Here is a 23700-nt window from a genome sequence, read left to right on the forward strand (position 1 = left end):
CAAGGGCCGGGGGGCCAGCGCATGAAGTTCGTAGTTGTTTCGGGATTTGTGACAATGAGATTCTCGCGAGCCTGGGCCGTTTGCCTCGCCATTGCCGCCATCCTCGCCGTTTCCCTTTCCGTTCCGGCCGAAGCGCAGTCGCGCCAGCAGCAACAGCCGCAGCCGCGCGTCTATCTCCTGCGCGGTCTCGCCAACATCTTCTCGCTGGGCATGGACGACCTCGCCGCCAAGCTCAACGCGCGCGGCATCCGCGCGAGCGTGCACCCCTATGGCGACTGGCAGGCGCTCGCCAGCCAGGCGGTCGCGCAGGCGGGCACCGGCAAGCGCCGCGCGCCGGTGATCATCATCGGCCATTCGCTGGGCGCCGACGCCGCCGTCTACATGGGCAACAAGGTGAGCGGGGCCGGCGTGCCGGTTCCGCTGGTCGTGACCTTCGATCCCGTCAACCCGAACACCGCCTCGGCCCGCATCGGCAAGGTGGTGAACTATTATCAGGCCGGCGGCTCCGGCAAGCCGGTGTCCGGCCCGCGGGTCGAGAACATCGACCTCACCAATTCCGGCTCGCTCAGCCATTTCAACATCGACAAGGCGGCCGACCTGCACCAGCGCGTCATCGCGATGATCCAGCGTCCGCAGCGCCCGGTGGCGCGCCGCAAGCCGAAGCCGGCGGCGACGCAGAACGTGGCGGCGCCCGCTCCGGCGGCGAGCCCGGTTTCGGCGCCGGCCGCCACCCCGGCGGCGACGCCGGCCAGCGCGCCCGCCACGCCGGCTTCCGGCTCGTCGACCTCCAGCTCGACCGCGGGAGCCGAGACGGCGGCCGCGGCCAGCGCCACGTCGGCCGGCACCGGCACCTCCAACTGACGCCTTTTCCGGCCGTCGCGGCCGGGACGGAAAAACGGCGCGGCGCCGCATCGGCCCGCGCCGTCGTCATTTCTGGCGTCATCAGCGAGGGCGCAGCCCACGCTTGGCGGTGCCGTCAGGCCGGGACCACGGAAAAGACGACGAAGGTGTGCATCTCGCCATCCTCGTCGCGCAGCGAGACATATTCGCCGGGCGCGAAGGCGTGGTCGCCGAAGCGATAGCCGGTCTCGTCGTCGTCGCTGGCGTTCTGCTCGTAGTCGAACACCCAGCTCGCGCCCGAGACGCCGCCGGCGCGGCGCACCAGATAGCCGCTCTCCGGCGTGTCATTGCCCCAGAAGCGGGTGACGGTGCAGGCCTCGCGCACGTCCTTCCAGGCCTCGGCGTCGATATGGCCGCTCGCGTCCAGCGGCGCGACGAACTCGTAGCCGTGGCGGGCACTGCCGTCCGGGAAGTCCTTCGAGCGGGCCAGATGCAGGCGGATGCGCTGAAGCTCCCGCGTCTCGGCCCTGGTATCGGTGGCGGCGGCGTCGGTCATGCGCGTCTCCTTATCTGTTGCTTGGGCCGGGACCTGCGTCCGGGCGGCCATCTGCGAAAGCCCTACGACCTAGAGGTGCGCGCTTCCTTGATCCGGCGCAAGGGGCGGCGGACGACCCGCGCGAAGCGTTGCGGGCGAAACGGGAATTCGCCCTTGGTCTAGTTTTTTTACCATAGGAAGGTTAGACGCTTTTCCCTAGAATAGGTCGAAACCAGAAACGTCGCCGTTCAAGGGAGAAGCGCCATGTCGGGCCTCGTCATGCCGGAGCCGAAGGCCGATGTCCTGGCCCGCCGCTCGCAGATCATCGCCGACCTGCGCGCCATCGTGCCGGGCGAGGGCGTGATCGACACCGAGACCGAGATGCGCCCCTTCGAGAGCGACGGGGTGACCGCCTATCGCCAGCTTCCCCTCGCCGTGGTGCTGCCCTCGACCACCGAGCAGGTGTCGAAGGTTCTCGCCTACGCGCATGCGAACGGCATTCCCGTGGTGCCGCGCGGGGCGGGGACCTCGCTGTCGGGCGGCGCGCTGCCGCTCGCCGACGGCATCCTGCTCGGCATGGGCAAGTTCAACCGCATTCTCGACATCGACTTCGCCAACCGCAGCGTGGTCGCCCAGCCGGGCGTGACCAATCTCGGCATCACCACGGCGGTGGCGCATGAGGGCTTCTATTACGCGCCCGACCCCTCCTCGCAGATCGCCTGCACCATCGGCGGCAATGTCGGCGAGAACTCCGGCGGCGTGCACTGCCTGAAATACGGCCTGACCACCAACAACGTGCTCGGCGTCGAGATGGTGCTGATCACTGGCGAGATCATCCGCGTCGGTGGCAAGCACCTCGATTCCGGCGGGCTCGACCTGCTCGGCCTCATCGTCGGCTCGGAAGGGCTGCTCGGCGTGGTGACGGAAGTCACCGTGCGCATCCTCAAGAAGCCGGAGACGGCGCGCGCCGTGCTGCTGGGCTTCCCGTCCTCCGAGGCGGCGGGGGCGTGCGTGGCCGCCATCATCGCCGCCGGCATCATCCCCGGCGGCATGGAGATGATGGACCGGATGATGGTCCACGCCGCCGAGGCCTTCCTCGGCGCCGGCTATCCGCTGGATGTCGAGGCGCTCCTGATCGTCGAGCTGGACGGGCCGGAGGCGGAGGTGAACCACCTCATCGACCGCGTCGCCGAGATCGGCAACGGGCTCGGCTGCATGACGCTGCGCGCCTCCACCAGCGAGGAGGAGCGCGTCGCCTTCTGGGCCGGACGCAAGGCCGCCTTCCCGGCGGTGGGCCGCATTTCGCCGGACTATCTGTGCATGGACGGCACCATTCCGCGCAAGGCGCTGCCGGAGGTGCTGAACCGCATGGAGCAGATGTCGGAGAAATACGGCCTGCGCTGCGGCAACGTCTTCCACGCCGGCGACGGCAACCTGCACCCGCTGATCTGCTACGACGCCAACAAGCCGGGCGAGCTGGAGAAGGCGGAAGCCTTCGGCGCCGACATCCTGCTGCTCTGCGTCGAGGTGGGCGGGGTGCTGACCGGCGAGCACGGCGTCGGCGTCGAGAAGCGCGACCTGATGCCCTCGATGTTCGACGAGACCGATCTCGCGCACCAGCAGCGGCTGAAATGCGCCTTCGATCCGGACGCGCTGCTCAACCCCGGCAAGGTGTTCCCGGTGCTGCACCGCTGCGCCGAACTGGGGCGCATGCACGTCTCCGGCGGCAAGCTGCCCTTCCCGGACATTCCGCGGTTCTGAGGCGAGGTTTCGAGCGTCTGCCCATGGCCACCCTCCTCGTCCGAAACGCCACGGTGCTCGTCACCATGGACGGCGCGCGCCGCGAGATCGCGGGCGGTGGGCTGTTCGCGCGCGACGGCGTGATCGAGGCGGTCGGGCCGGGCGACAGCCTGCCGGCCAGCGCCGACCGGGTGATGGACCTTGCCGGCCATGTGGTGCTGCCGGGCCTGGTCAACGCCCACCATCATCTCGACCAGACGCTGACGCGCAACCTGCCGGCGGCGCAGAACGTCAACCTGTTCCGCTGGCTGAAGGCGCATTACCGGCTCTGGGCGGCGCGCACGCCGGAGGCCTCGCGCACCGCCACGCTCGTCGGCCTCGCCGAACTCGCCCTGTCCGGCTGCACGACCTGCTTCGACCACGCCTATGTCTTTCGCAACGGCTGCCGGGTCGACGACCAGATCGGCGCGGCGCGCGAGATCGGCCTGCGCTTCATGGTCTCGCGCGGGTCGATGTCGCTGGGCGAGAGCAAGGGCGGGTTGCCGCCGGACGACTGCGTGGAGGACGAGGACGACATCCTCGCCGACAGCGAGCGGGTCATCGGCGCCTATCACGACGCCGCGCCGGGGGCGATGACGCGGATCGTACTGGCGCCCTGCTCGCCCTTCTCGGTGACGCCGGAGCTGATGCGGGAGAGCGCCGCGCTGGCCCGGGCGAAGGGGGTGCGCCTGCATACCCATCTCGCCGAGACCGTCGACGAGGAGCGCTACACGCTGGAGCGCTTCGGCCGGCGGCCCGTCGCCTATATGGAGGAGCTGGGCTGGCTGGGCGAGGATGTGTGGTTCGCCCACGCGGTGCATGTGAACGCCCATGAGATCGGCTGCTTCGCCGATGCCGGGGTCGGCGTGTGCCACTGCCCCTCCTCCAACATGCGGCTCGCCTCCGGCATCGCGCCGGTGAAGGCCTCTCGGCGCGCCGGCGTGAAGGTCGGGCTCGGCGTGGACGGCTCGGCCTCCAATGACGGCAACAACCTGCTGGGCGAGGCGCGGCAGGCCATGCTGCTGGCGCGGCTGCAGATCGCGCTGCGCCCGCCGGAAGGGCCGGACACCACGCTCTCCACGTCCGACCCCGCGCGCGACCATGAATGGATGAGCGCCCGCGAGGCGCTGGAACTGGCGACGCTGGGCGGGGCGGCGGTGCTGGGGCGCTCCGACATCGGCTCGCTGGAGCCGGGCAAATGCGCCGACTTCTTCGCCCTGCGGCTCGACGACGTCGCCTTTGCCGGCGGCCTCGCCGATCCCGTCGCCGCCGCGCTGTTCTGCACGCCGGGCCGCGCCGCCTTCACCGTGGTGCATGGGCGCCCGGTGGTGGAGCACGGCGACATCGTCACCATCGATCTGCCGGCGGTCGTCGCCGAGCACAACAAGCATGCCGCGCGGCTCGCCGCGCTCTCGGGAGGTGCCTGAAATGAGCGAGAGGCTGTGTCCGCGCGACGAGGCCGATGTGGTCGAGGCCGTGCGCTGGGCCGTTTCCAACGAGCGCACGCTGGATGTGGCGGGCTCCGGCTCCAAGGCGGCGCTCGGCCGGCACATCCAGACCGACGTCACGCTGGAGCTGAAGGGCCTCTCGGGCGTCACGCTCTACGAGCCGGAGGAACTGGTGCTGAGCGCCCGCGCCGGCACGCCGGTGGCGCAGATCGAGGCGCTGGTCGCCGATGCCAAGCAGATGATGGCCTTCGAGCCGATGGATTTCGGCCCGCTGCTGGGCCTGCCGCCGGGCGGCGGCACGTTGGGCGGGCTGATGGCCTGCAACCTCGCCGGCCCCCGCCGGCCGAGCGCCGGCGCGGCGCGCGACCATGCGTTGGGCATCCGGGCCGTCTCCGGCCGGGGCGAGGCGTTCAAGGCGGGCGGGCGCGTGGTGAAGAACGTCACCGGCTACGACCTGCCGCGCGGCCTCGCCGGCTCCTACGGCACCTTCGCCGCCTTCACCGAGCTGACCATCAAGGTGCTGCCGCGCCCCGAGACGGTGGAGACGCTGCTGGTGCTCGGCCTCGATGACGCCGCCGCGGCGAACGTGATGAGTGGGGCGGTCGGCTCCTATTACGACGTCTCCGGCGCCGCCCATGTGCCGGCCGACGTCGCCGCGCGCATTCCCGTGGTGGCGGGCGCGGGGCGCGGCGTCACGGCGCTGCGGCTGGAGGGCGTGAAGCCCTCGATCCTGCACCGGCGCGGCAAGCTGGAAGAGATGCTGCGCGCGCGCGGCGCCCTGTCCTTCCTCGATGCGGACGGCTCGCACGCCTTCTGGCGCGCCATGCGCGACGTCCTGCCCTTCGCGCTCGCCGAGGGCGGCAATGTCGATACGGCGAAGGCGGTGTGGCGCGTCTCGGTGGCGCCCATGGCCGGCGCGTCCATCGGCGCTGCGCTGCGCGAGGCGGGGGCGGTGAGCTTCTACGACTGGACCGGCGGCCTGGTCTGGATCGAGATGGCCGATGCCGAGCCGCATACGCGGCGCGTGCGCGAGGCGGTGGCGCAGGCGGGCGGCGGCCACGCGACGCTGATCCGTGCCTCCGCCCCCGTCCGCGCGGCCGAGGAGGTGTTCCAGCCGCTCGACGCCATCACCGGCGCGCTGGTGAAGCGGATGAAGAGCGGTTTCGATCCCGGGCGGGTGCTGAGCCCCGGGCGCATGTATGCGGGAGTGTAGGCGATGCAGACGAATTTCTCCCTGGCGCAGCTCGCCGACCCGCAGACCGCCCGCTCCGAACAGGTGCTGCGCGCGTGCGTGCATTGCGGCTTCTGCACCGCCACCTGCCCGACCTATGTGCTGCTGGGCGACGAGCTCGACAGCCCGCGCGGGCGCATCTACCTGATCAAGGACATGCTGGAGAACGACCGGCCGGCCACCGCCGAGGTCGCCAAGCATGTCGACCGCTGCCTCTCCTGCCTCTCCTGCATGAGCACCTGTCCCTCCGGTGTGCACTACATGCACCTGATCGACCATGCGCGCGATCACGTCGAGAAGACCTATCACCGCCCGCTGATGGACAAGCTGACCCGCGCGCTGCTGGCGCGGGTGCTGCCGAGCCGGCGGCTGTTCCGCCTCGCCATCGGCGGGGCGATGCTCGCCCGTCCCTTCGCCGGCCTGTTCGACGCCGTGCCGGGGCTGAAGCCGGTCGCCGCCATGCTGCGCCTCGCGCCCGCCCGGCCGGCGCCGCGCTCGGCCAGCGAGGATGTGCGCCGCTTCGCGCCGCAGGGCGCCCGCCGCGCCCGCGTCGCCCTGCTCGACGGCTGCGCCCAGCCGGTGCTGCGGCCGGAGATCGACGAGGCGGCGATCCGGCTGATGACCCGCATGGGGGTGGAGATCGTGCGCCCCGCGGGCGGGGGCTGCTGCGGCTCGCTCACCCACCACATGGGCAAGGAGGACCTCGCGCTGGCCAATGCCCGCGCCAATGTCGACGCCTGGTGGCGCGAGATCGAGGGCGAAGGGCTGGACGCCATCATCGTCACCACCTCGGGCTGCGGCACGACGATCAAGGACTACGGCCACATGCTGCGCACCGACCCGGCCTATGCCGAGCGGGCGGCGAAGGTGTCGGCGCTGGCCAAGGACGTCAGCGAATTCCTCTCCGAGCACGAGCTGCCCACGCCGGTGATTCCGGCGGGCATCCGCGTCGCCTATCACTCGGCCTGCTCGCTCCAGCACGGCCAGAAGGTGCGCGTGGCGCCGAAGGCGCTGCTCGCCAAGGCCGGCTTCACCGTGCTGGAACCGGCGGAAGGGCACCTGTGCTGCGGCTCGGCCGGCACCTACAACATCCTGCAGCCGGAGATCGCCGCGAAGCTGCGCGAGCGCAAGGTCGCCAATATCGAGCGGACGCTGCCGCAGATCGTCGCCGCCGGCAATATCGGCTGCATGACGCAGATCGGCGGCGGCACCGCCCTGCCGGTGGTGCACACGGTGGAACTGCTGGACTGGGCGACCGGCGGGCCGCGGCCGGCGCAGATCGACGCGTTGCGGATCGCCGCCTGACGCGGCAACCGGACCGAAAGGCCGACTGACGGGCAGGGCGGGCGCGGCTATCATTGCCGCGCCGCGCCTCCTCGCGGGGCCTCGCCCAGGGATCTGCCTCATGTCGCGTCCGCGCCTTCTCGTCCTGTCGCTCGGCGGCACCATCACCATGACCGCCTCCGCCGCCGGCGGTATCACCCCGACGCTGGGCGCGGCCGATCTGGTGGCGGCGGTGCCGGGGCTGGAGGCGGTGGCCGAGATCGAGGCGCGCTCGCCGCTGAAGGTCGGCAGCGTCTCGCTGACGCCCGAGAACATCGCCGAGGTGGCGCAGGACATCCGCACCGCCTTCAACGCGGGCTTCGACGGGGCCGTGGTCATACAGGGTACCGATACGATCGAGGAGACCGCCTTCATCCTCGACCTGCTGGTGCGCGACGAGCGCCCGGTGGTGGTGACCGGCGCCATGCGCGGGGCGCAGCAGCCGGGCGCCGACGGACCGGCGAACCTGCTCTCCGCCGCCCTCGTCGCCGCCAGCGACGCCGCGCGGGGGCTGGGCACGCTCGTGGTGCTGAACGACGAGATCCATGCGGCGCGCTTCGCGCGCAAGGCGCATACCGCGCTTGCCTCCGCCTTCATCTCCGATACGGGCGGCCCGCTGGGGCTGGTGGCGGAAGGGCGGGCACGGATCCTCGCCCGCGTGGTGCCGCCCGCCACGCCGGCGCTCGTGGCCGCGCCGGGCGGGTTGCCGCCGGTGGCGCTGATCAAGATCGCCATGGGCGATGACGGGCGGCTGCTGCGGGCGGTGCCCGATCTCGGCTTCGCCGGCCTTGTCATCGAGGGCGCGGGGGCGGGGCATGTGCCCGGCGCCATCGCCGGGGCGGTCGGCGAGGTCGCCGCGCGGCTGCCGGTGCTGCTGGCGAGCCGCACGCTGGCCGGGCCGGCGTTCGAGCGTACCTATGGCTATCCGGGCTCGGAGATCGACCTGATCGGGCGCGGCGTCATCCCGGCGGGGCTGCTGAACGGCCTGAAGGCCCGGCTGCTGCTCGCCTTCGCGCTGCATGCGGGATGGGAGCCGGAGACGATCCGCGCCGCCATCGCCGCCTATGGCTGAGCCCGCGCGGCTCAGGAACTGCCGATGAAGATGCCGGTGGCGAGCACGAGGATGCCGCCCAGCACCACCTGCACGATGGCCGAGGTGAACGGCGTCTCCATGTAGTGGGTGCGGATATAGGCGATGGCGGCGAGCTCGAAGGCGACCACCACGCCGGCGACCGCCGTGGCGGTCCAGAAATCGGGGATCAGATAGGGCAGGGTGTGGCCGAGGCCGCCCAGCGTGGTCATCACGCCGCAGGCGATGCCGCGCGGCCACGGGCTGCCGCGGCCGGTGATCGCGCCGTCGTCCGACAGGCCCTCGGTGAGGCCCATGGAGATGCCCGCCCCGATCGAGGCGGCGAGGCCGACCAGGAAGGCGGCCCAGCTGTCCTGCGTGGCGAAGGCAGCGGCGAAGATCGGCGCCAGCGTCGAGATCGAGCCGTCGATGAGGCCGGCGAGGCCGGGCTGGACGATCTGCAGCACGAAGATGCGGTGGGCGGTGGCTTCCTCCGATTCCTTCTCGCCGCTGGTCTCGATTCGCCCGCCGAGCTCCTGCGCCAGCGTCTCGTGCGCGCTTTCCGCCTCGGCGAGGTCGGCGAGCAGCCGGCGCGTATCGGCGTCGCGGGCGCGCTCGGCGGCCTTCACGTAGAACTGCTGCGCCTCGTACTCCATCATCTCCGCCTGCCGGCGCACCGCGTCGATGCGCAGCGTTTCCAGCAGCCAGAGCGGGTTGCGCTTGAGGAAGCCCTTCACGTCCTGCCGGGTGATGTAGGGCAGCTCGCCGCCAAACTTGCGGCGGTAGAGCTCGTGCAGCGCGTGGCGGTGGCCGTGCTCCTCCTCCGCCATGCGCTCGAACATCGCCGCCGTCGCGGGGTAGTCGGCCTTCAGCCGCGCGGCGTATTGGAGGTAGATGCGCGCATCCTCCTCCTCGTTGGAGATGGCGAGGCCGAGAATCTCGGCCTCGGTGAGGTCGTCGAAGCGCTTCATCGAGGATGTCCGGAATTCAGATTAGAACTAATCTAATCTGATGCCCCGAAGCTGTCGATCCGCTGACAGTCACGGCCGCCATGCGTGCGGCGAATGGCGCGGCGTCGCCCGGCGCAAACGAAACGGGGCGCCCGAAGGCGCCCCGTCGACAATCCTGGAAGGATGCGGCCGATCACTCGGCGGCGCCGGCCTCGGGCTCGTCGCCCTTGCCCTTCGCCTCGAGGTCCTCGCCGGTCTCCTGGTCGACGACCTTCATCGACAGCCGGGTCTTGCCGCGCTCGTCGAAGCCGAGCAGCTTCACCTTCACCTTGTCGCCTTCCTTGACGACGTCGGAGGGCTTGGCCACGCGCTCCTTGGCGAGCTGCGAGACGTGCACGAGGCCGTCCTTGGCGCCGAAGAAGTTCACGAAGGCGCCGAAGTCCACGACCTTGACGACCGTGCCCTCGTAGATGTGGCCGACTTCCGGCTCGGAAGCGATGGACTTGATCCAGTTCAGCGCCGCCTTGATCGACTCGCCCGAGGCGGAAGCGACCTTCACGGTGCCGTCGTCCTCGATGTTGATCTTGGCGCCGGTCTTCTCGACGATCTCGCGGATGACCTTGCCGCCCGAACCGATCACTTCGCGGATCTTGTCGACCGGGATCTGGATCACCTCGATGCGCGGGGCGTGCTCGCCGAGCTCGCTGCGGGCGCCGGTGAGCGCCTTGGCCATCTCGCCGAGAATGTGGGCGCGGCCATCCTTCGCCTGGCCGAGGGCGACCTTCATGATCTCCTCGGTGATGCCGGCGATCTTGATGTCCATCTGCAGGGCGGTGACGCCCTTGTCGGTGCCGGCCACCTTGAAGTCCATGTCGCCGAGGTGGTCCTCGTCGCCGAGGATGTCGGAGAGCACGGCGAACTTCTCACCCTCGAGGATGAGGCCCATGGCGATGCCGGCCACCGGGCGGCGCATCGGCACGCCGGCATCCATCAAAGCGAGCGAGGTGCCGCAGACGGTCGCCATGGAGGAGGAGCCGTTCGACTCCAGGATCTCCGAGACGGCGCGCAGCGTGTAGGGGAACTCGTGCGCGGGCGGCAGGATCGGGCGGATGGCGCGCCAGGCGAGCTTGCCGTGGCCGATCTCACGACGGCCGGGGGAGCCCATGCGGCCGGTCTCGCCGACCGAGAAGGGAGGGAAGTTGTAGTGCAGCAGGAAGCGCTCCTTGTAGGTGCCTTCCAGGCTGTCGATGAACTGCTCGTCCTCGCCGGTGCCGAGGGTGGCGACCACGAGGGCCTGCGTCTCGCCGCGGGTGAACAGCGCCGAGCCGTGGGCGCGCGGCAGCACGCCGACCTCGGAGACGATCGGGCGGACGGTCTTGGTGTCGCGGCCGTCGATGCGCACGCCGTCGTCGAGGATGGTCCAGCGGACGATCTTGGCTTCGAGCTCCTTGAGCACCTCGCTCAGGGTCTGGCCCTCGGGAACCGCCTGGCCTTCCGCCGCGAGCGCGGCGTAGTGCGCCTTGGCCTTGGCCTTGGCGGCGTCGACCGCGGCGTAGCGGTCCTGCTTGCGGGCGATCTTGTAGGCGGCGCGCAGGTCGGCCTCGATCAGGCCGCGCAGCTCGGCCTCGAGCGCCGAATGGTCGGGAGCGGCGAACTCGCGCGGCTCCTTGGCGGCCTTCTCCGCGAGGCGGATGATGGCGTCGATCACCGGCTGGAAGTGGCGGTGGCCGAACATGACCGCGCCGAGCATCACTTCCTCGGACAGCTCCTTGGCCTCGGACTCGACCATCAGCACGGCGTCGGCGGTGCCGGCGACCACGAGGTCGAGCGCCGATTCCTTCACTTCGTCGACGGTCGGGTTGAGCACGTACTCATTGTCGATGAAGCCGACGCGGGCGCCGCCGATCGGGCCCATGAAGGGCACGCCGGAGAGCGTGAGGGCGGCGGAAGCGGCGACCATGGAGACGACGTCGGGATCGTTCTCGAGGTCGTGCGACAGCACGGTGATGACGACCTGGGTGTCGTTCTTGTAGCCCTCGGCGAAGAGCGGGCGGATCGGGCGGTCGATCAGGCGGGAGACCAGCGTCTCCTTCTCGCTCGGACGGCCTTCGCGCTTGAAGTAACCACCGGGGATGCGGCCGGCCGCGTAGGCCTTTTCCTGGTAGTTGACGGTGAGCGGGAAGAAGTCCTGCCCGGGCTTCGGCGCCTTGGCGGAAACGGCGGTGGCGAGCACGGTGGTGTCGCCATAGGTCGCGAGCACGGCGCCGTCGGCCTGACGCGCCATGCGGCCGGTCTCGAGGACGAGCGTGCGCCCGCCCCAGTCGAGTTCCTCGCGGTGAATATCGAACATGTCTGTCTCTGGCTTTCCGAAGCGGGAGCCATGGGCAAGACGGCGAGAGGCTCGGATGCGTCCCATCGGGACGGGTGCTCAAGCCTCCGGCGATCCTGCCATGGCGCGCCGCTTCTCATCGGTCGCGGCGAGCCCCATGCCCGCCGCCTTGCGGATGTCGGCGCCGCGGACCATCCGCCGGCGCCGTCTTTCAAAGAGCGCGAGGCCCGCACGGTCGCCGTGCGAGCCTCGCGGGATGCGTCAGCGGCGGATGCCCAGCCGCTCGATCAGGGACTTGTAGCGCCCTTCCTCGGTCTTCTTGAGATAGTCGAGGAGGCCGCGGCGCTGGGACACCAGCTTGAGAAGGCCGCGACGGGAATGGTTGTCCTTGCCGTGGCTCTTGAAATGCTGGGTGAGGTTCACGATGCGCTCGGTAAGGATCGCGACCTGCACTTCCGCCGAACCGGTGTCGCCCGACTTGGTGGCGTATTCCTTGATGAGCGCCTGCTTGCGCTCGGCAGTGATCGACATCGGTAAGTCCTTTCGTCATGACGTCGGTGGATGGCGGCGCGTCCGGGTCGGGCCTGTCGAGGCCGTCGGGAGAGCGCTTCGCCGGTTCCGCAGTTCGGCCGGGCCGGGATGTCGTCCAGCGCGGTCAAATAGCTGCAGGTCGCGCGGACACAGGTCCGCAACGCGGGCGCAACATACACGAAAACGCCAGTCTGGCTAGCGGCACGTGCGCGGGCCCGGCCGGGGCGCGGGGGCGGAAGAGCCGTCGGTGGCCGGGACGTGCCCGGCCCTGACGGCTTCTCCCGGCCCGAGGCGACCGGCGGCCAACTCACTTGCCCGAATGGAATATCCGCTTCGGGTGGATTTCGCCGGCCTCCGCCTCGCCGAGCGCGACGAGCCGGCCGCCGGCGGTGACGGCGACGGGGCCTTCCAGGATCGGCGCGTCGCCTCCGCGCAGGATGATCGGCTGGCCATGGGCGAGGCGGGAGGCCTCGGCCGGCGAGACGCGCAGCGAGGGCAGGCTGTCGAGCCCGATCTCGACCGGGCGCAGCGCCTGCATGGGAGCGGCGTCGTCCATCGCCTCGGACATCTCGCGCAGCCGCGCCAGCGGGATCAGCTCCTCCTCGGCGAAGGTGCCGACGCGGGTCCGGCGCAGGGCTGAGATATGCCCGCGGGTGCCGAGCGCGCGGCCGAAATCGCGGGCCAGCGAGCGCACATAGGTGCCCTTGCCGCACTCGGCCTCGAAGACCGCGTGGTCGGCGTCGGGCTGCTCGATCAGCTCCAGCGAATGGATGACGACGGTGCGGGCGGCGAGCTGCACCTCCACGCCGTCGCGGGCGAGGTCATAGGCGCGCTCGCCGTTGATCTTGAGCGCCGAGAAGGCGGGCGGGACCTGCTCGATCTCGCCGCGGAAATCCTCCAGCACGGCGAGGATCGCCTCGCGCGCCGGGCGCAGCTCGGAGGTGACGACCGCCTGCCCCTCGCTGTCGTCGGTGTCGGTCTCGATGCCCCAGCGCACGGTGAAGCGGTAGACCTTGCGCCCGTCCATGACGAAGGGGACGGTCTTGGTGGCCTCGCCCAGCGCGATCGGCAGGCAGCCGGAGGCGAGCGGGTCGAGCGTACCGGCATGGCCGGCCTTCTTGGCCGAGAACAGCCATTTGACCGCGCCGACCGCCTGGGTCGAGGTCATGCCGATCGGCTTGTCGAGCAGCACCCAGCCGTCAATGTCGCGCTTGGGGCGGCGCTTCTTCGGCGCCTCGGCGGCGGGGGCCGCATCGGATGGCGCGGCGTCGGTCTGCGCGGCGTGGAATTGCGTGGCGAGCGGGGCGTTCATTCCTCGTCCTCTTGCCTGTCGTTGTCGTCCTGTCCGTCGAGATCGCGCTGCACCTGCGGCGAGCGCAGCAGCGCGTCGATGCGCGCGCCTTCCTCGAAGGAGGTGTCGATGCGGAAGCGCAGCTCGGGGACGAACTTCAGCTCGACCCGGCGGCCGATCTCGCCGCGCAGCGGCTTGGCGTCGGTCGCCAGCGCGTCGATGGCCGCCTTCGGATCCTTGCCGCCGAGCGGCATGACGTAGCAGGTGGCGATCTTCAGGTCGGGGCTCATGCGCACCTCGGGGACGGTGATGATCACCCGCGAGAGCGCCGGATCGGGCAGGTCGCCCCGCGCGAGAATCTCGGCGAGGGCGTGGCGCACCAGTTCGCCCACGCGCAACTGGCGTTGGCTCGGGCCGGAACCCGAGCTCGCTTTGTTCTTCATGATGCACAAACCTTCAGGGCCTCCGCCCGCGAACCGCAGGCGGGGAGGCCGGCTTCGACCGGAGCGCGCGGGCTTGGACCGCTCGCCCCCGTGGATTTTCTGCGCCGAGGGCGCGGCCGCTCCCCGCGTGCGGGAAGCGGCGAAGGGAGGCTGTCGTCAGAGCGTGCGCTGCACGACCTCGACGCGGTAGCACTCGATGACGTCGCCGGCGCGCATGTCCTGGTAGTTCTCGAAGGACATGCCGCATTCCTGGCCGGCCTGCACCACGTTGACCGCATCCTTGAAGCGGTTGAGCGTGGCGAGCTTGCCCTCGTGGATCACGACGTTGTCGCGGATCAGGCGGACATGCTGGCCGCGCTCGACGGTGCCGTCGGTGACGAGGCAGCCGGCCACCTTGCCCACCTTGGAGACCGCGAAGATCTCCTTGATGAGTGCGTTGCCGAGCATGGTCTCGCGGTTGACCGGGGCGAGCAGGCCGCCCATCGCCGCCTTCACGTCATCCACGAGGTCGTAGATGATGTTGTAGTAGCGGATTTCGATGCCGGCACGCTCGGCCGCGTCGCGTGCTTCCTTGTTGGCGCGCACGTTGAACGCGATGATCGCCGCGCCGGCCGTCTCGGCCAGCGTCACGTCGCTCTCGTTCACGCCGCCCGCGCCGGAGTGGATGATGCGGGCCTGCACCTCGTCGGTGCCGAGCTTCTCCAGCGAGGAGATGATCGCCTCGACCGAGCCGGACACGTCGCCCTTGATGATGAGCGGGAATTCCTTCCGGCCGGCCGTCTTGGCCTGGCTCATCATCTGCTCCAGCGAGCCGCGGACGGTGGCGGAACGGGCCGCCGCCTTCTCGCGCTTCTGGCGCTGGCGATAGTCGGTGATCTCGCGGGCGCGGGCTTCGCTCTCGACCACGGCGAGGCGGTCGCCCGCCTCGGGGGTGCCGTTGAAGCCGAGCACCTCGACCGGGAAGGACGGCCCGGCGGCGGCGACGTTGGCGCCCTTGTCGTCGATCAGCGCGCGCACGCGGCCGAGCTCGGCGCCGGCCACCACGATGTCGCCGACCCGCAGCGTGCCGCGCTGCACGAGCACGGTGGCGACGGGACCGCGGCCGCGGTCGAGCTTGGCCTCGATGACGGTGCCTTCCGCGTCGCGGTTGGGGTTCGCCTTGAGGTCGAGCACTTCCGCCTGCAGGCTGATCGCCTCCAGCAGCTTGTCGAGATTGGTCTGGGCCTTGGCCGAGACCTCGACTTCGAGCGTGTCGCCGCCGAGGCTTTCGACCTGCACCTCGTGCTGGAGCAGCTCGGTGCGCACGCGCTCGGGCTTGGCGTCGGGCTTGTCGATCTTGTTGATCGCCACGATGAGCGGCACCTTGGCCGCGCGGGCGTGATTGATGGCCTCGACCGTCTGCGGCATCACGCCGTCATCGGCCGCCACCACCAGCACCACAATGTCCGTCACCTTGGCGCCGCGGGCACGCATCGCCGTGAAGGCGGCGTGGCCGGGCGTGTCGATGAAGGTGATCTTGCCGCCGAGCGGCGAGGTCACCTGATAGGCGCCGATGTGCTGGGTGATGCCGCCGGCTTCGCCGGAGACGACGTTGGCCTTGCGGATGGCGTCGAGCAGCGAGGTCTTGCCGTGATCGACATGGCCCATGATGGTCACGACCGGCGGACGCGGCTCCAGATCCTCGGCGGTGTCGACCGTATCGAACAGGCCTTCCTCGACGTCGGATTCGGCGACGCGGCGCACGGTGTGGCCGAGTTCCTCGGCGATGAGCTGGGCGGTGTCGGCGTCGATCACGTCGGTGATCTTCACCATCTGGCCCTGCTTCATCAGCAGGCGGATGACGTCCACCGCGCGCTCGGCCATGCGGTTGGCGAGCTCCTGGATGGAGATCGTCTCCGGGACCGTGACCTCGCGGGCGATCTTTTCCTTCGCCTCCACCTGACGGTGGCCGCTCATGCGCTGGGTGCGGCGACGGAACGAGGCGACCGAACGCTGGCGCTCGTCTTCGCTGGACTGGGCGGTGACGACGGTCAGGCGGCCGCGGCTCTTCTCGGCGCCGGCCGGCGTACGGGTCGGCTTGGGCGGCGTCACGGGGCGCGCGGGCGCGCCGCCGGGACCGCGGCGGACGGGACGACGATCGTCGTCCTCGCCGTCCATGGTCTGGGTGCGCGGGGTGGCAACACGCGGCGCGCCGACTTCCGGACGCGGCGCGGCGGCCGGGTTGGAGGGCTGGGCGGCGCGGGGCGCGGGAGCGCTCGCGGAGGGAGCGGCGGCCGGGGCCGGGGCATCCTCGCCGAAGCGCTTGCGGGCCTCCTGCTCGGACTTGCGCTTGGCCTCCTCCTCGAAGGCGCGGCGGGCCTCTTCCTCGCGCTTACGGGCCTCGGCGGCCTCGCGCTCGACCTTCTCGCGCGCCTCGCGCTCGGCGCGGCGGCGGGCCTCTTCCTCGGCGATGCGGCGTTCCTCGACCTCACGGATGCGGGCATCCTGCAGGGCGGCGGCGCGGGCGCGCGCCTCCTCCTCGGTCAGGGTGCGCAGCACCACGCCGCCGGGACGGTTGCCCTGCGGGGCCGGGCGCGGACCGGAGGTGTTGGCGCCCGGCGCGGGCTGCGTGCGCAGCGGCGGGCGGCCGGAGGGCTGGGTCTGTGCGGGGCGCGGCGCCTGCTGGCCGGCCGGAGCGGATGCCGGCGGCGAGGCGGGCGCGGCGGCCGGCGCATCGGGCTTCTCGCCCGGGCCGAGCACACGGCGCTTCACCTTCTCCACCACGACGGACTTGGACCGTCCGTGGCTGAAGCTCTGGCGGACGACGCCCTGCTCGACAGGTCGCTTGAGCGTGAGGGTGGTCTTGCCGCCCTGTCCAACGCCCATCGTCTTCTCGCCGGGGTTCTTCGTATCGGTCATTCGGTATCCGTTCCTGTACCTCCCCGCCTCATCGCGGGAAGGTGCCACTTCCGTCCGCCAGCCTGCTTATTCCGCACGCCAGCCTTCGAGCTTTTTCATACGCGCGAGGAACCCCGCGCTCGTCGGATGCGCGAGCAGCGCAGCATGTACCACATTTGCCCGCCCAAGCGCCAAGTCCAATTGCACGCCGAACAGACCATCGACGCGGGCGATCTCGCGACCGGCCGCCTCGCCGATGCGCCGCGCCAGCGCGTCGAGCTTGGCCACCCCGTCCGGAGCGGCGTCGCCCGCATGCACGAGCACGGCAACCTTCCCGCCCTGCAACGCCTCGATGACCTTGGCGTTGCCGGCCACGACCTGCCCCGCCTTGTTGGCCAGGGCGAGCGCGCCGAGCGCATCCTTCTCCAGGAGCTGCCCGACCAGCTCGGGCAGCGCCGGATCGGCGCGGCCCTTGCCGCGGAACGCGCGCCCGAAGGCCTTCTTCTTCAGCGCCTCGGCAAGCACCGAGCGCTTCGCGGTCACCCAGGCGCCCCGTCCGGGGAGCCGGGCATGGAGGTCCGGCACCACGCTGCCGTCCGGCGCCACCACGAAACGCAGCAGCTCGTCGACCGGCTTCACCGTCCGGCTGGCGATGCACTGCCGCGCGACCGCGTGGCGGGCATCGGGAAGCCCCGCATCGGTGAGCCCGGCGTCGGTCTCGTCGGCCCCATCGGCGCCGGCGGGCGCCGCCGCGGTGAGTGCCGTCTCGTCCTGCACCGGTCCCAGCTCCTCGTCACCTCTCCGCTTGCGAGGCCAGGGCCGTTCAGCCCTGCGCCTCGTCGGCGGGAGTCTCTTCCGCCTCGGCCTCGGCGGGGCCGGCGAGTTCTTCCTCGCTGATCCAGCCGGCCTTCACGCGGGCCTGCATGATCAGCGCCTCGGCGTCCTCGCGGGACACGTCGAAACCGTCCAGCGCGCCGGAGACGCGGATGACCTCGCCGTCCTTGCGCTCGGTCCAGCCGGTGAGGTCGTCGGTCGCGCAGCCGGCGAGGTCCTCGACCGTCTTGATGTCGTGCTCGCCGAACGCCACCAGCATGGGCGAGGTGACGCCCGGCACGTCGCGCAGCGCGTCCTCGACGCCGAGCTCCTTGCGGCGGGCGTCGAGATCGGCCTCGACCTGGGCCAGATGCGCCAGAGCGCGGTTCTGCAGCTCCTGCGCCGTGTCCTCGTCGAAGCCCTCGATGCTCGCGAGCTCGTTGAGCGGCACATAGGCGATTTCCTCGACCGAGGCGAAGCCTTCGGAGGCGAGGAGCTGGCCCATCATCTCGTCGAGGTCGAGAGCCTCGGCGAACATCTTGGTGCGTTCGGCGAATTCCTTCTGCCGCCGCTCGCTTTCCTCGGCCTCGGTCATGATATCGATGTCCCAGCCGGTGAGCTGGGAGGCGAGGCGCACGTTCTGGCCGCGGCGGCCGATCGCCAGGCTTAGTTGGGCATCCGGCACCACGACTTCAATACGCTCGCGATCCTCGTCGAGCACGACCTTGACGACTTCCGCCGGGGCCAGCGCGTTGACGATGAAGGTGGCGACGTCCTGCGACCACGGAATGATGTCGATCTTCTCGCCCTGCAGCTCGTTCACCACGGCCTGCACGCGCGAGCCGCGCATGCCGACGCAGGCGCCGACCGGATCGACCGAGGAATCGCGCGAGGTCACGGCGATCTTGGCGCGCGAGCCGGGGTCGCGGGCGACCGCCTTGATCTCGACGATGCCGTCATAGATTTCCGGCACTTCCTGCGCGAACAGCTTCGCCATGAACTGGGGATGGGTGCGCGAGAGGAAGATCTGCGGGCCGCGCTGCTCGCGGCGCACGTCATAGACATAGGCGCGGATGCGGTCGCCGGTCTTGAAGACCTCGCGCGGCAGCAGCTCGTCGCGGCGCAGCGAGGCTTCGCCACGGCCTAGGTCGACGACCACGTTGCCGTATTCCACGCGCTTGACCGCGCCGTTGACGATCTCGCCGATGCGGTCCTTGTACTCCTCGTACTGACGGTCGCGCTCGGCCTCGCGCACCTTCTGCACAATGACCTGCTTGGCGGACTGGGCGGCGATGCGGCCGAAATCGAAGGGCGGCAGCGTGTCCGCGATGGAATCGCCGACCTGCGCGGCCGGGTTCAGCCGGCGGGCGCCGACGAGGTCGATCTCGACGGCCGGGTTCTCGACCTGGTCGACCACCAGCAGGTGGCGGGCGAGGCGCAGCTCGCCGGTGCGCGGGTTGATCTCGGCATGGATGTCGGTCTCGGCGCCGTAGCGCGAGCGCGCCGCCTTGGCGATCGCATCTTCCATGGCGGCGATGACAATGCTCCGGTCGATCGATTTCTCGCGCGCGACCGCATCGGCGATCTGCAGCAGTTCGAGCCGGTTTGCGCTGACGACAGCCATCAGAGCGTCTCCTTAAAACGTGGATTTACGTTTGGCGTTGGACTTCTTGACCGGCTTGGCGGCGCCCTTCGGCTTGCCCCGGATCGGCATCTTCTTGGGCGGCACGCGGCGGACGGCGCCGCCTTCTTCCGCGCTGCCGGCCTCGTCTTCGTCAAAGGCGACGTCGCCGAGATCGGCGGTGTCGATGTCGTCCTCGTCGATCCCCGCGCCCTCGCGCAGCGCCTTGTCGCGGCGCAGGGCCTCGCGGATCAGCGCGTCGGTCATGACGAGGCGGGCCTCGCCGATATCGGCGATGGGCAGGGCGACGGTGTCGGGCGTCTCGGCCGGCGCGTCGGGCAGGCGGACGAGAGCTTCCTCGGCCCGCGTGCCGACGAGGATGCCGCGAAAGCGCTTGCGCCCGTCCACCGGCACGGCCATCTCGACCTTCACGTCATGGCCGGCCCAGCGCTCGAAATCGGTGACGCGCACCAGCGGCCGGTCGATGCCGGGCGACGACATTTCGAGATTATAGGCGCCGGAGATCGGGTCCTCGACGTCGAGCACCGGCGAGATGGCGCGGCTCGCCGCCTCGCATTCGTCGATGCCGAAGGTGCCGTCGGGGCGCTCGGCCATGATCTGCAGGGTCGGCGGGCTGCCGCCGGCGATCTTCACCCGCACGAGGCGGAAGCCGAGGCCGCCCAGCACCGGGCCGACGATGGCGGCGACGCGGGCGGCGGGGCCCGCCTCGGTCACGAGGCGCGGCTCGTCGAGGCGGCCCGTCTCGGGGGCCGACTTGGGCAGATCGTTCGTTTCGCTGGCGTGGGCTTCGTGTTCGCTCATCGTCCTCGCCGGACCGTCGCGCGGTCCGCAATGCAAAAAGAGCGGGCTCCGGCGGCGGAACCCACTCTCAACCGACCAGAAGTCGTTTGTGAGATCGTTGAATGCGCCGCTTATACAGCCAAACCGCCTTCCGGTGCAAGCGAGGGCGCGGGAGGCCCCTCCCGGCGCCCGGTCCGGGCCATTCGTTCGCGGCGGCTTGCTTGCAGGCGGGTCGGCGCCGTCGCATAAGCGCGTCATGTCCGCCGCCCCGCCCAACGCCTCGCCCGCGCACCTGTTCCCGACGCTTGCGCTCGCCGAGCGGGCGCCCGCCAAGGTGAACCTGACCCTGCGCGTGCTCGGCCGGCGGGCGGACGGCTATCACGAGTTGTCGAGCCTCGTCGCCTTCGCCGGCACCGGCGACCGGCTGGCCCTGCTGCCGGGGGACGATCTCGCGCTTCACCTCGACGGGCCGGGCGCCGGGGCGCTGGCCGCCGACCCCGACAATCTGGTGCTGCGCGCGGCGCGGGCGCTGGCGGAACGTGTGCCGGGGCTGCGGCTCGGCCGTTTCACCCTTCTCAAGCGGCTGCCGGTGGCGGCGGGGATCGGCGGCGGCTCGGCGGACGCGGCCGCCGCGCTGCGGCTGCTGGCGCGGGCGAACGGGATCGCGGCCGACGATCCGCGCCTGGCCGGGGCGGCGCTCGCCACCGGCTCGGACGTGCCGGCCTGCCTCTATGGGCGCTCCTGCCTGATGGAAGGACGCGGCGAGAGCCTGACGCCGGTCGCCCTGCCGCGCTTCGGCGCGGTGCTGGTCAATCCGCGCGTGCCGGTGTCGACCGCCGATATCTTCCGGGCGCTGGCCATTCCGCCGGGAACCCGCCATGGCGTCACTTCGCCTTTTCCCGCCGGCGCGCCGCGCGGCGCGCTCCTGGACTGGCTGCGTGCCGAGCCGAACGACCTCGAAGCCCCGGCCCGGACCCTCGTTCCGGTGCTCGACGAGGTGGAGGCGGCGCTGCGGGCGACCCCGGGCGCGGAACTCGTGCGCATGTCCGGCTCGGGCGCGACCATGTTCGCGCTCTACGAAAATTGCCGCGTCGCCGCCGGCGCCGCGCGCATCGTCGCTGGCGCCCATCCTACATGGTGGGTGAAGTCTACCGTGCTGGGATAGGGAGCGAGATGAGCACTGCCTTTTTCTTCGCCGTCGCGGCGTTCTTCGAGATCGCCGGATGCTTCGCCTTCTGGGCGGTGGTGCGCAACGGCGCGAGCGCGCTGTGGCTGGCGCCGGGGGCTCTCAGCCTCGTCGCCTTCGGGGCGGTGCTGACGCAGGTGGACGCGGCCGCGGCGGGGCGGGCGTTCGCCGCCTATGGCGGCGTCTACGTCGCCGCCTCGCTGGTGTGGCTGTGGGCGGTGGAGGGCTTTCGTCCCGACCGCTGGGACCTGATGGGCGGGGCGGTGTGCCTCGCCGGCGCGGCCATCGTGGTGTTCGGGCCGCGCGGCTGAAGCGCGCCGGCGCAAAGCCTCACCGCACGCGCGAAATGCAGAAGTCCACCACGTCGATCAGCGCCGCCCTGGCCGGGCCGGCGGGGAAGCCGGCGATGGCCTGCTTGGCGGCCTCGCCATAGGCGCGGGCGCGTTCCACCGTCTCGGCCAGCGCGCCGTGCCGGTCGAGCAGGGCCATGGCGCGCTCGAGGTCGCCCTCGCCGATCGCGCCATCCTCGAGGCAGCGGCGCCAGAAGGCCCGCTCCTCCTCGTCGCCGCGCCGGACCGCCAGCACGATGGGCAGGGTGATCTTCCCCTCGCGGAAATCATCGCCGACATTCTTGCCCAGCGCCGCTTTCGAGCCGCCATAATCGAGCGCGTCGTCGACGAGCTGGAAGGCGATGCCGAGATTCATGCCATAGGCGCGGCAGGCGGCCTGCTCGGCCTCCGGCCGGCCGGCGAGCACCGGCCCGACCTCGCAGGCGGCGGCGAACAGCTCGGCGGTCTTGCCGCGGATGACCGCGAGATAGGCGTCCTCGTCGGTGGCGATGTTCTTGGCGGCGGCGAGCTGGGCGACCTCGCCCTCGGCGATCACCACGGCAGCGGTCGACAGGATGTCGAGCGCGCGCATGTTGCCGACCTCGATCATCATGCGGAACGCCTGGCCGAGCAGGAAGTCGCCGACCAGCACGCTGGCCTCGTTGCCCCACAGCATGCGGGCGGCGAGCTTGCCCCGGCGCATCTCGCTGTCGTCGACGACGTCGTCGTGCAGCAGCGTCGCCGTGTGCATGAACTCGACCGAGGCGGCGAGCTTCACCGCGCCGTCGCCCTCATAGGCGGTGAGCGCGGCGGTGGCGAGGGTGAGCATGGGCCGCAGCCGCTTGCCGCCGGAGGAGATGAGATGCTGCGCGACCTCCGGAATCATCGTCACGTCGGAGCCCGTGCGCGACAGGATCAGCGCGTTGACGCGCTCCATGTCGGCGCGGACGAGCGTGACGATGCCCTCGATGGAGGGCTCGGCGGCGACATCGGCGGCGGGATCGAAAGGCAAAGCAACGGCCACGAGATACGTTCCGGTTGACGAAGCGCGAGCACCATATTGAGCCCCCGGCGGCGACGGCAAGTGCCGAGGCGCATGCCGGGCCCCGACCGGGGGCGCCTCCCGCAATAGCGCAATCGCGGCGTGGGGGAAACGCACCGGAGCGTGCCGGACCTGCGCTTTTGTGCCGATCGTGCCATCATGGCCCCATGCGCGAACTCCTCCGCACCAATGACGTCGTGTTGATCTCCGCCGTCGAGGCCCTGCTCGACAGTGCCGGGATCGACCATCTCGTGCTCGACCAGCACATGAGCGTGCTGGAAGGCTCGATCGGCCTGCTGCCGCGCCGGCTGCTGGTCGAGGACGCTCTGTTCGTGCGCGCCCGCGCCCTGCTGAACGAGGCGGGCTTCGGCGCCGCGCTCGTCACCGAATGAGGGGCGCGGGCGTGGAGACGCACGAGGTGCCGGTCTCCGAAAGCGCGGCGGTCGATATTCCTCCCGATGAGGCGCTGACCGACGACGCCTTCCTCGGCGGCCGGCTGCGCCTGCTGCAGCCGCCGCGCGGCCACCGCGCCGGGCACGACGCCATGCTGCTGGCGGCGAGCGCCCCCGCCGACGCCCGCCGCGCCGTCGATCTCGGCGCCGGGGTGGGGGCGGCCGGCCTCGCCTTCGCGGTGCGGGCGGACAAGGCCGAGGTGACGCTGGTCGAGATCGATCCGCCGACCGCCGCCCTGGCCGCGCGCAACGCGGCGCGCCAGCAGCCGGACATCGCGGCGCGGGTGAAGGTGGTGGTGGCCGACATCGCCCGTCTGGGGCGCCCGTCCGGTCCCGAGCGGCCGGCGGCGGGAAGCGCCGGCCTGGTGCTGATGAACCCGCCCTTCAACGATCCCGCCCGCCACCGCGCCTCGCCGCATGCCGGGCGGGCGCTGGCGCACAGCGTGGCCGATGCCGATGCCGAGACGTGGCTGCGCGCCGCCGAACGGCTGCTGGAGGCGGGTGGGCGGCTGGCGCTGATCCACCGGCCGGAAGCCATCGAGGCATTGCTGGCAGCCATGAAGGGGCGTTTCGGTGCCGTGACGATCCGCCCGGTGCATCCGTTGCCGGACGCTCCGGCGAACCGCGTGCTGATCGGTGCCGTCAAGGGGCGGCGCACCCCGCCAGCGCTGCTGCCGGGCCTCGTGCTGTCCGACGGCGCCGGCCGCCCGAGCGCGGTGGCCGAGCGCCTGCTGCGGCGGGGCGAGGCGATCTGACGCCGGGGTGATCGCCTTCAGCGCGCGATGCGCTTGAGTGGCCCCGTACCGCACC

General features: G+C 71.1%; 21 protein-coding genes. 10 read left to right on the top strand and 11 right to left on the bottom strand.

The window, feature by feature from the left end; genetic code table 11:
• The first annotated feature begins 54 nt into the window (after positions 1–54).
• Positions 55–861 (top strand): hypothetical protein, encoded by an 807-nt coding sequence (locus STARVERO_RS19490; protein ID WP_159600927.1) that lies wholly within the window; start codon positions 55–57, stop codon positions 859–861.
• 115 nt (positions 862–976) lie between these two features.
• On the opposite strand, the gene STARVERO_RS19495 is transcribed toward STARVERO_RS19490, so the two are convergent.
• Entirely contained in the window at positions 977–1396 is a 420-nt protein-coding gene (locus tag STARVERO_RS19495) for a hypothetical protein (RefSeq protein WP_159600929.1), read from the bottom strand.
• 243 nt (positions 1397–1639) lie between these two features.
• Here STARVERO_RS19495 and STARVERO_RS19500 point away from each other — a divergent pair, with 243 nt between their 5' ends.
• From STARVERO_RS19500 to STARVERO_RS19520, 5 genes are all read left to right on the top strand, one after another.
• Complete coding sequence (locus tag STARVERO_RS19500) at positions 1640–3136, top strand: FAD-linked oxidase C-terminal domain-containing protein (RefSeq protein ID WP_144341436.1); 1497 nt, start codon at positions 1640–1642, stop codon at positions 3134–3136.
• Between the two features lie 23 nt (positions 3137–3159).
• On the top strand, positions 3160–4581 hold the full coding sequence (locus tag STARVERO_RS19505; protein WP_159600931.1) for an 8-oxoguanine deaminase: 1422 nt from the start codon (positions 3160–3162) through the stop codon (positions 4579–4581).
• Position 4582: 1 nt separating this feature from the next.
• Entirely contained in the window at positions 4583–5815 is a 1233-nt protein-coding gene (locus tag STARVERO_RS19510) for an FAD-binding protein (RefSeq protein WP_200837869.1), read from the top strand.
• 3 nt (positions 5816–5818) lie between these two features.
• A complete protein-coding gene (gene glcF, locus STARVERO_RS19515; protein WP_159600935.1) occupies positions 5819–7138 on the top strand; it encodes a glycolate oxidase subunit GlcF in 1320 nt (439 codons plus the stop codon).
• Between the two features lie 100 nt (positions 7139–7238).
• Entirely contained in the window at positions 7239–8228 is a 990-nt protein-coding gene (locus tag STARVERO_RS19520) for an asparaginase (protein ID WP_159600937.1), read from the top strand.
• An 11-nt stretch (positions 8229–8239) separates the two neighbouring features.
• On the opposite strand, the gene mbfA is transcribed toward STARVERO_RS19520, so the two are convergent.
• The 9 genes from mbfA to rimP form a co-directional block, all read right to left on the bottom strand.
• Complete coding sequence (gene mbfA, locus STARVERO_RS19525; RefSeq protein ID WP_144341441.1) at positions 8240–9196, bottom strand: iron exporter MbfA; 957 nt, start codon at positions 9194–9196, stop codon at positions 8240–8242.
• 172 nt (positions 9197–9368) lie between these two features.
• A complete protein-coding gene (gene pnp / locus STARVERO_RS19530) occupies positions 9369–11525 on the bottom strand; it encodes a polyribonucleotide nucleotidyltransferase (protein ID WP_144341442.1) in 2157 nt (718 codons plus the stop codon).
• 240 nt (positions 11526–11765) lie between these two features.
• Positions 11766–12035 (bottom strand): 30S ribosomal protein S15, encoded by a 270-nt coding sequence (rpsO, locus tag STARVERO_RS19535; RefSeq protein WP_159600939.1) that lies wholly within the window; start codon positions 12033–12035, stop codon positions 11766–11768.
• Positions 12036–12342: 307 nt separating this feature from the next.
• Complete coding sequence (truB, locus tag STARVERO_RS19540) at positions 12343–13347, bottom strand: tRNA pseudouridine(55) synthase TruB (protein WP_159600941.1); 1005 nt, start codon at positions 13345–13347, stop codon at positions 12343–12345.
• A complete protein-coding gene (rbfA, locus tag STARVERO_RS19545) occupies positions 13344–13769 on the bottom strand; it encodes a 30S ribosome-binding factor RbfA (protein ID WP_159600943.1) in 426 nt (141 codons plus the stop codon). The genes truB and rbfA overlap by 4 nt, the downstream gene beginning before the upstream one ends.
• Positions 13770–13925: 156 nt before the next feature.
• Positions 13926–16667, bottom strand: a complete 2742-nt coding sequence (gene infB, locus STARVERO_RS19550; RefSeq protein ID WP_144341446.1) for a translation initiation factor IF-2 — start codon at positions 16665–16667, stop codon at positions 13926–13928.
• 66 nt (positions 16668–16733) lie between these two features.
• Positions 16734–17423: an RNA-binding protein gene (locus tag STARVERO_RS19555; protein WP_244616831.1), complete on the bottom strand. Its 690-nt coding sequence runs from the start codon at positions 17421–17423 to the stop codon at positions 16734–16736.
• A gap of 46 nt (positions 17424–17469) precedes the next feature.
• On the bottom strand, positions 17470–19083 hold the full coding sequence (gene nusA, locus STARVERO_RS19560; RefSeq protein ID WP_144341448.1) for a transcription termination factor NusA: 1614 nt from the start codon (positions 19081–19083) through the stop codon (positions 17470–17472).
• A gap of 12 nt (positions 19084–19095) precedes the next feature.
• Positions 19096–19902, bottom strand: a complete 807-nt coding sequence (gene rimP / locus STARVERO_RS19565) for a ribosome maturation factor RimP (protein WP_159600945.1) — start codon at positions 19900–19902, stop codon at positions 19096–19098.
• Between the two features lie 235 nt (positions 19903–20137).
• On the opposite strand from rimP, the gene STARVERO_RS19570 reads away from it, so the two are divergent.
• Both STARVERO_RS19570 and STARVERO_RS19575 read left to right on the top strand, forming a co-directional pair.
• The gene (locus tag STARVERO_RS19570; protein WP_159600947.1) at positions 20138–21046 is read left to right on the top strand and encodes a 4-(cytidine 5'-diphospho)-2-C-methyl-D-erythritol kinase; all 909 of its coding nucleotides are present in this window, start codon (positions 20138–20140) and stop codon (positions 21044–21046) included.
• Between the two features lie 8 nt (positions 21047–21054).
• On the top strand, positions 21055–21378 hold the full coding sequence (locus tag STARVERO_RS19575; RefSeq protein WP_159600949.1) for a YnfA family protein: 324 nt from the start codon (positions 21055–21057) through the stop codon (positions 21376–21378).
• A gap of 19 nt (positions 21379–21397) precedes the next feature.
• Here the strand turns inward: STARVERO_RS19575 and STARVERO_RS19580 are convergent, their stop codons facing one another.
• On the bottom strand, positions 21398–22420 hold the full coding sequence (locus STARVERO_RS19580) for a polyprenyl synthetase family protein (protein WP_186291815.1): 1023 nt from the start codon (positions 22418–22420) through the stop codon (positions 21398–21400).
• A gap of 185 nt (positions 22421–22605) precedes the next feature.
• Between STARVERO_RS19580 and STARVERO_RS19585 the strand changes: the two genes are divergently transcribed.
• Entirely contained in the window at positions 22606–22830 is a 225-nt protein-coding gene (locus STARVERO_RS19585) for a putative signal transducing protein (RefSeq protein WP_144341452.1), read from the top strand.
• An 11-nt stretch (positions 22831–22841) separates the two neighbouring features.
• Positions 22842–23645 carry a tRNA1(Val) (adenine(37)-N6)-methyltransferase gene (locus STARVERO_RS19590; RefSeq protein ID WP_244616832.1) on the top strand — a complete coding sequence of 268 codons (804 nt, stop codon included), beginning with the start codon at positions 22842–22844 and terminating at the stop codon, positions 23643–23645.
• The last annotated feature ends 55 nt before the right edge of the window (positions 23646–23700 follow it).

It is taken from the genome of Starkeya nomas, from assembly GCF_902703545.1.
GTDB classification, from domain to species: domain Bacteria; phylum Pseudomonadota; class Alphaproteobacteria; order Rhizobiales; family Xanthobacteraceae; genus Ancylobacter; species Ancylobacter moscoviensis.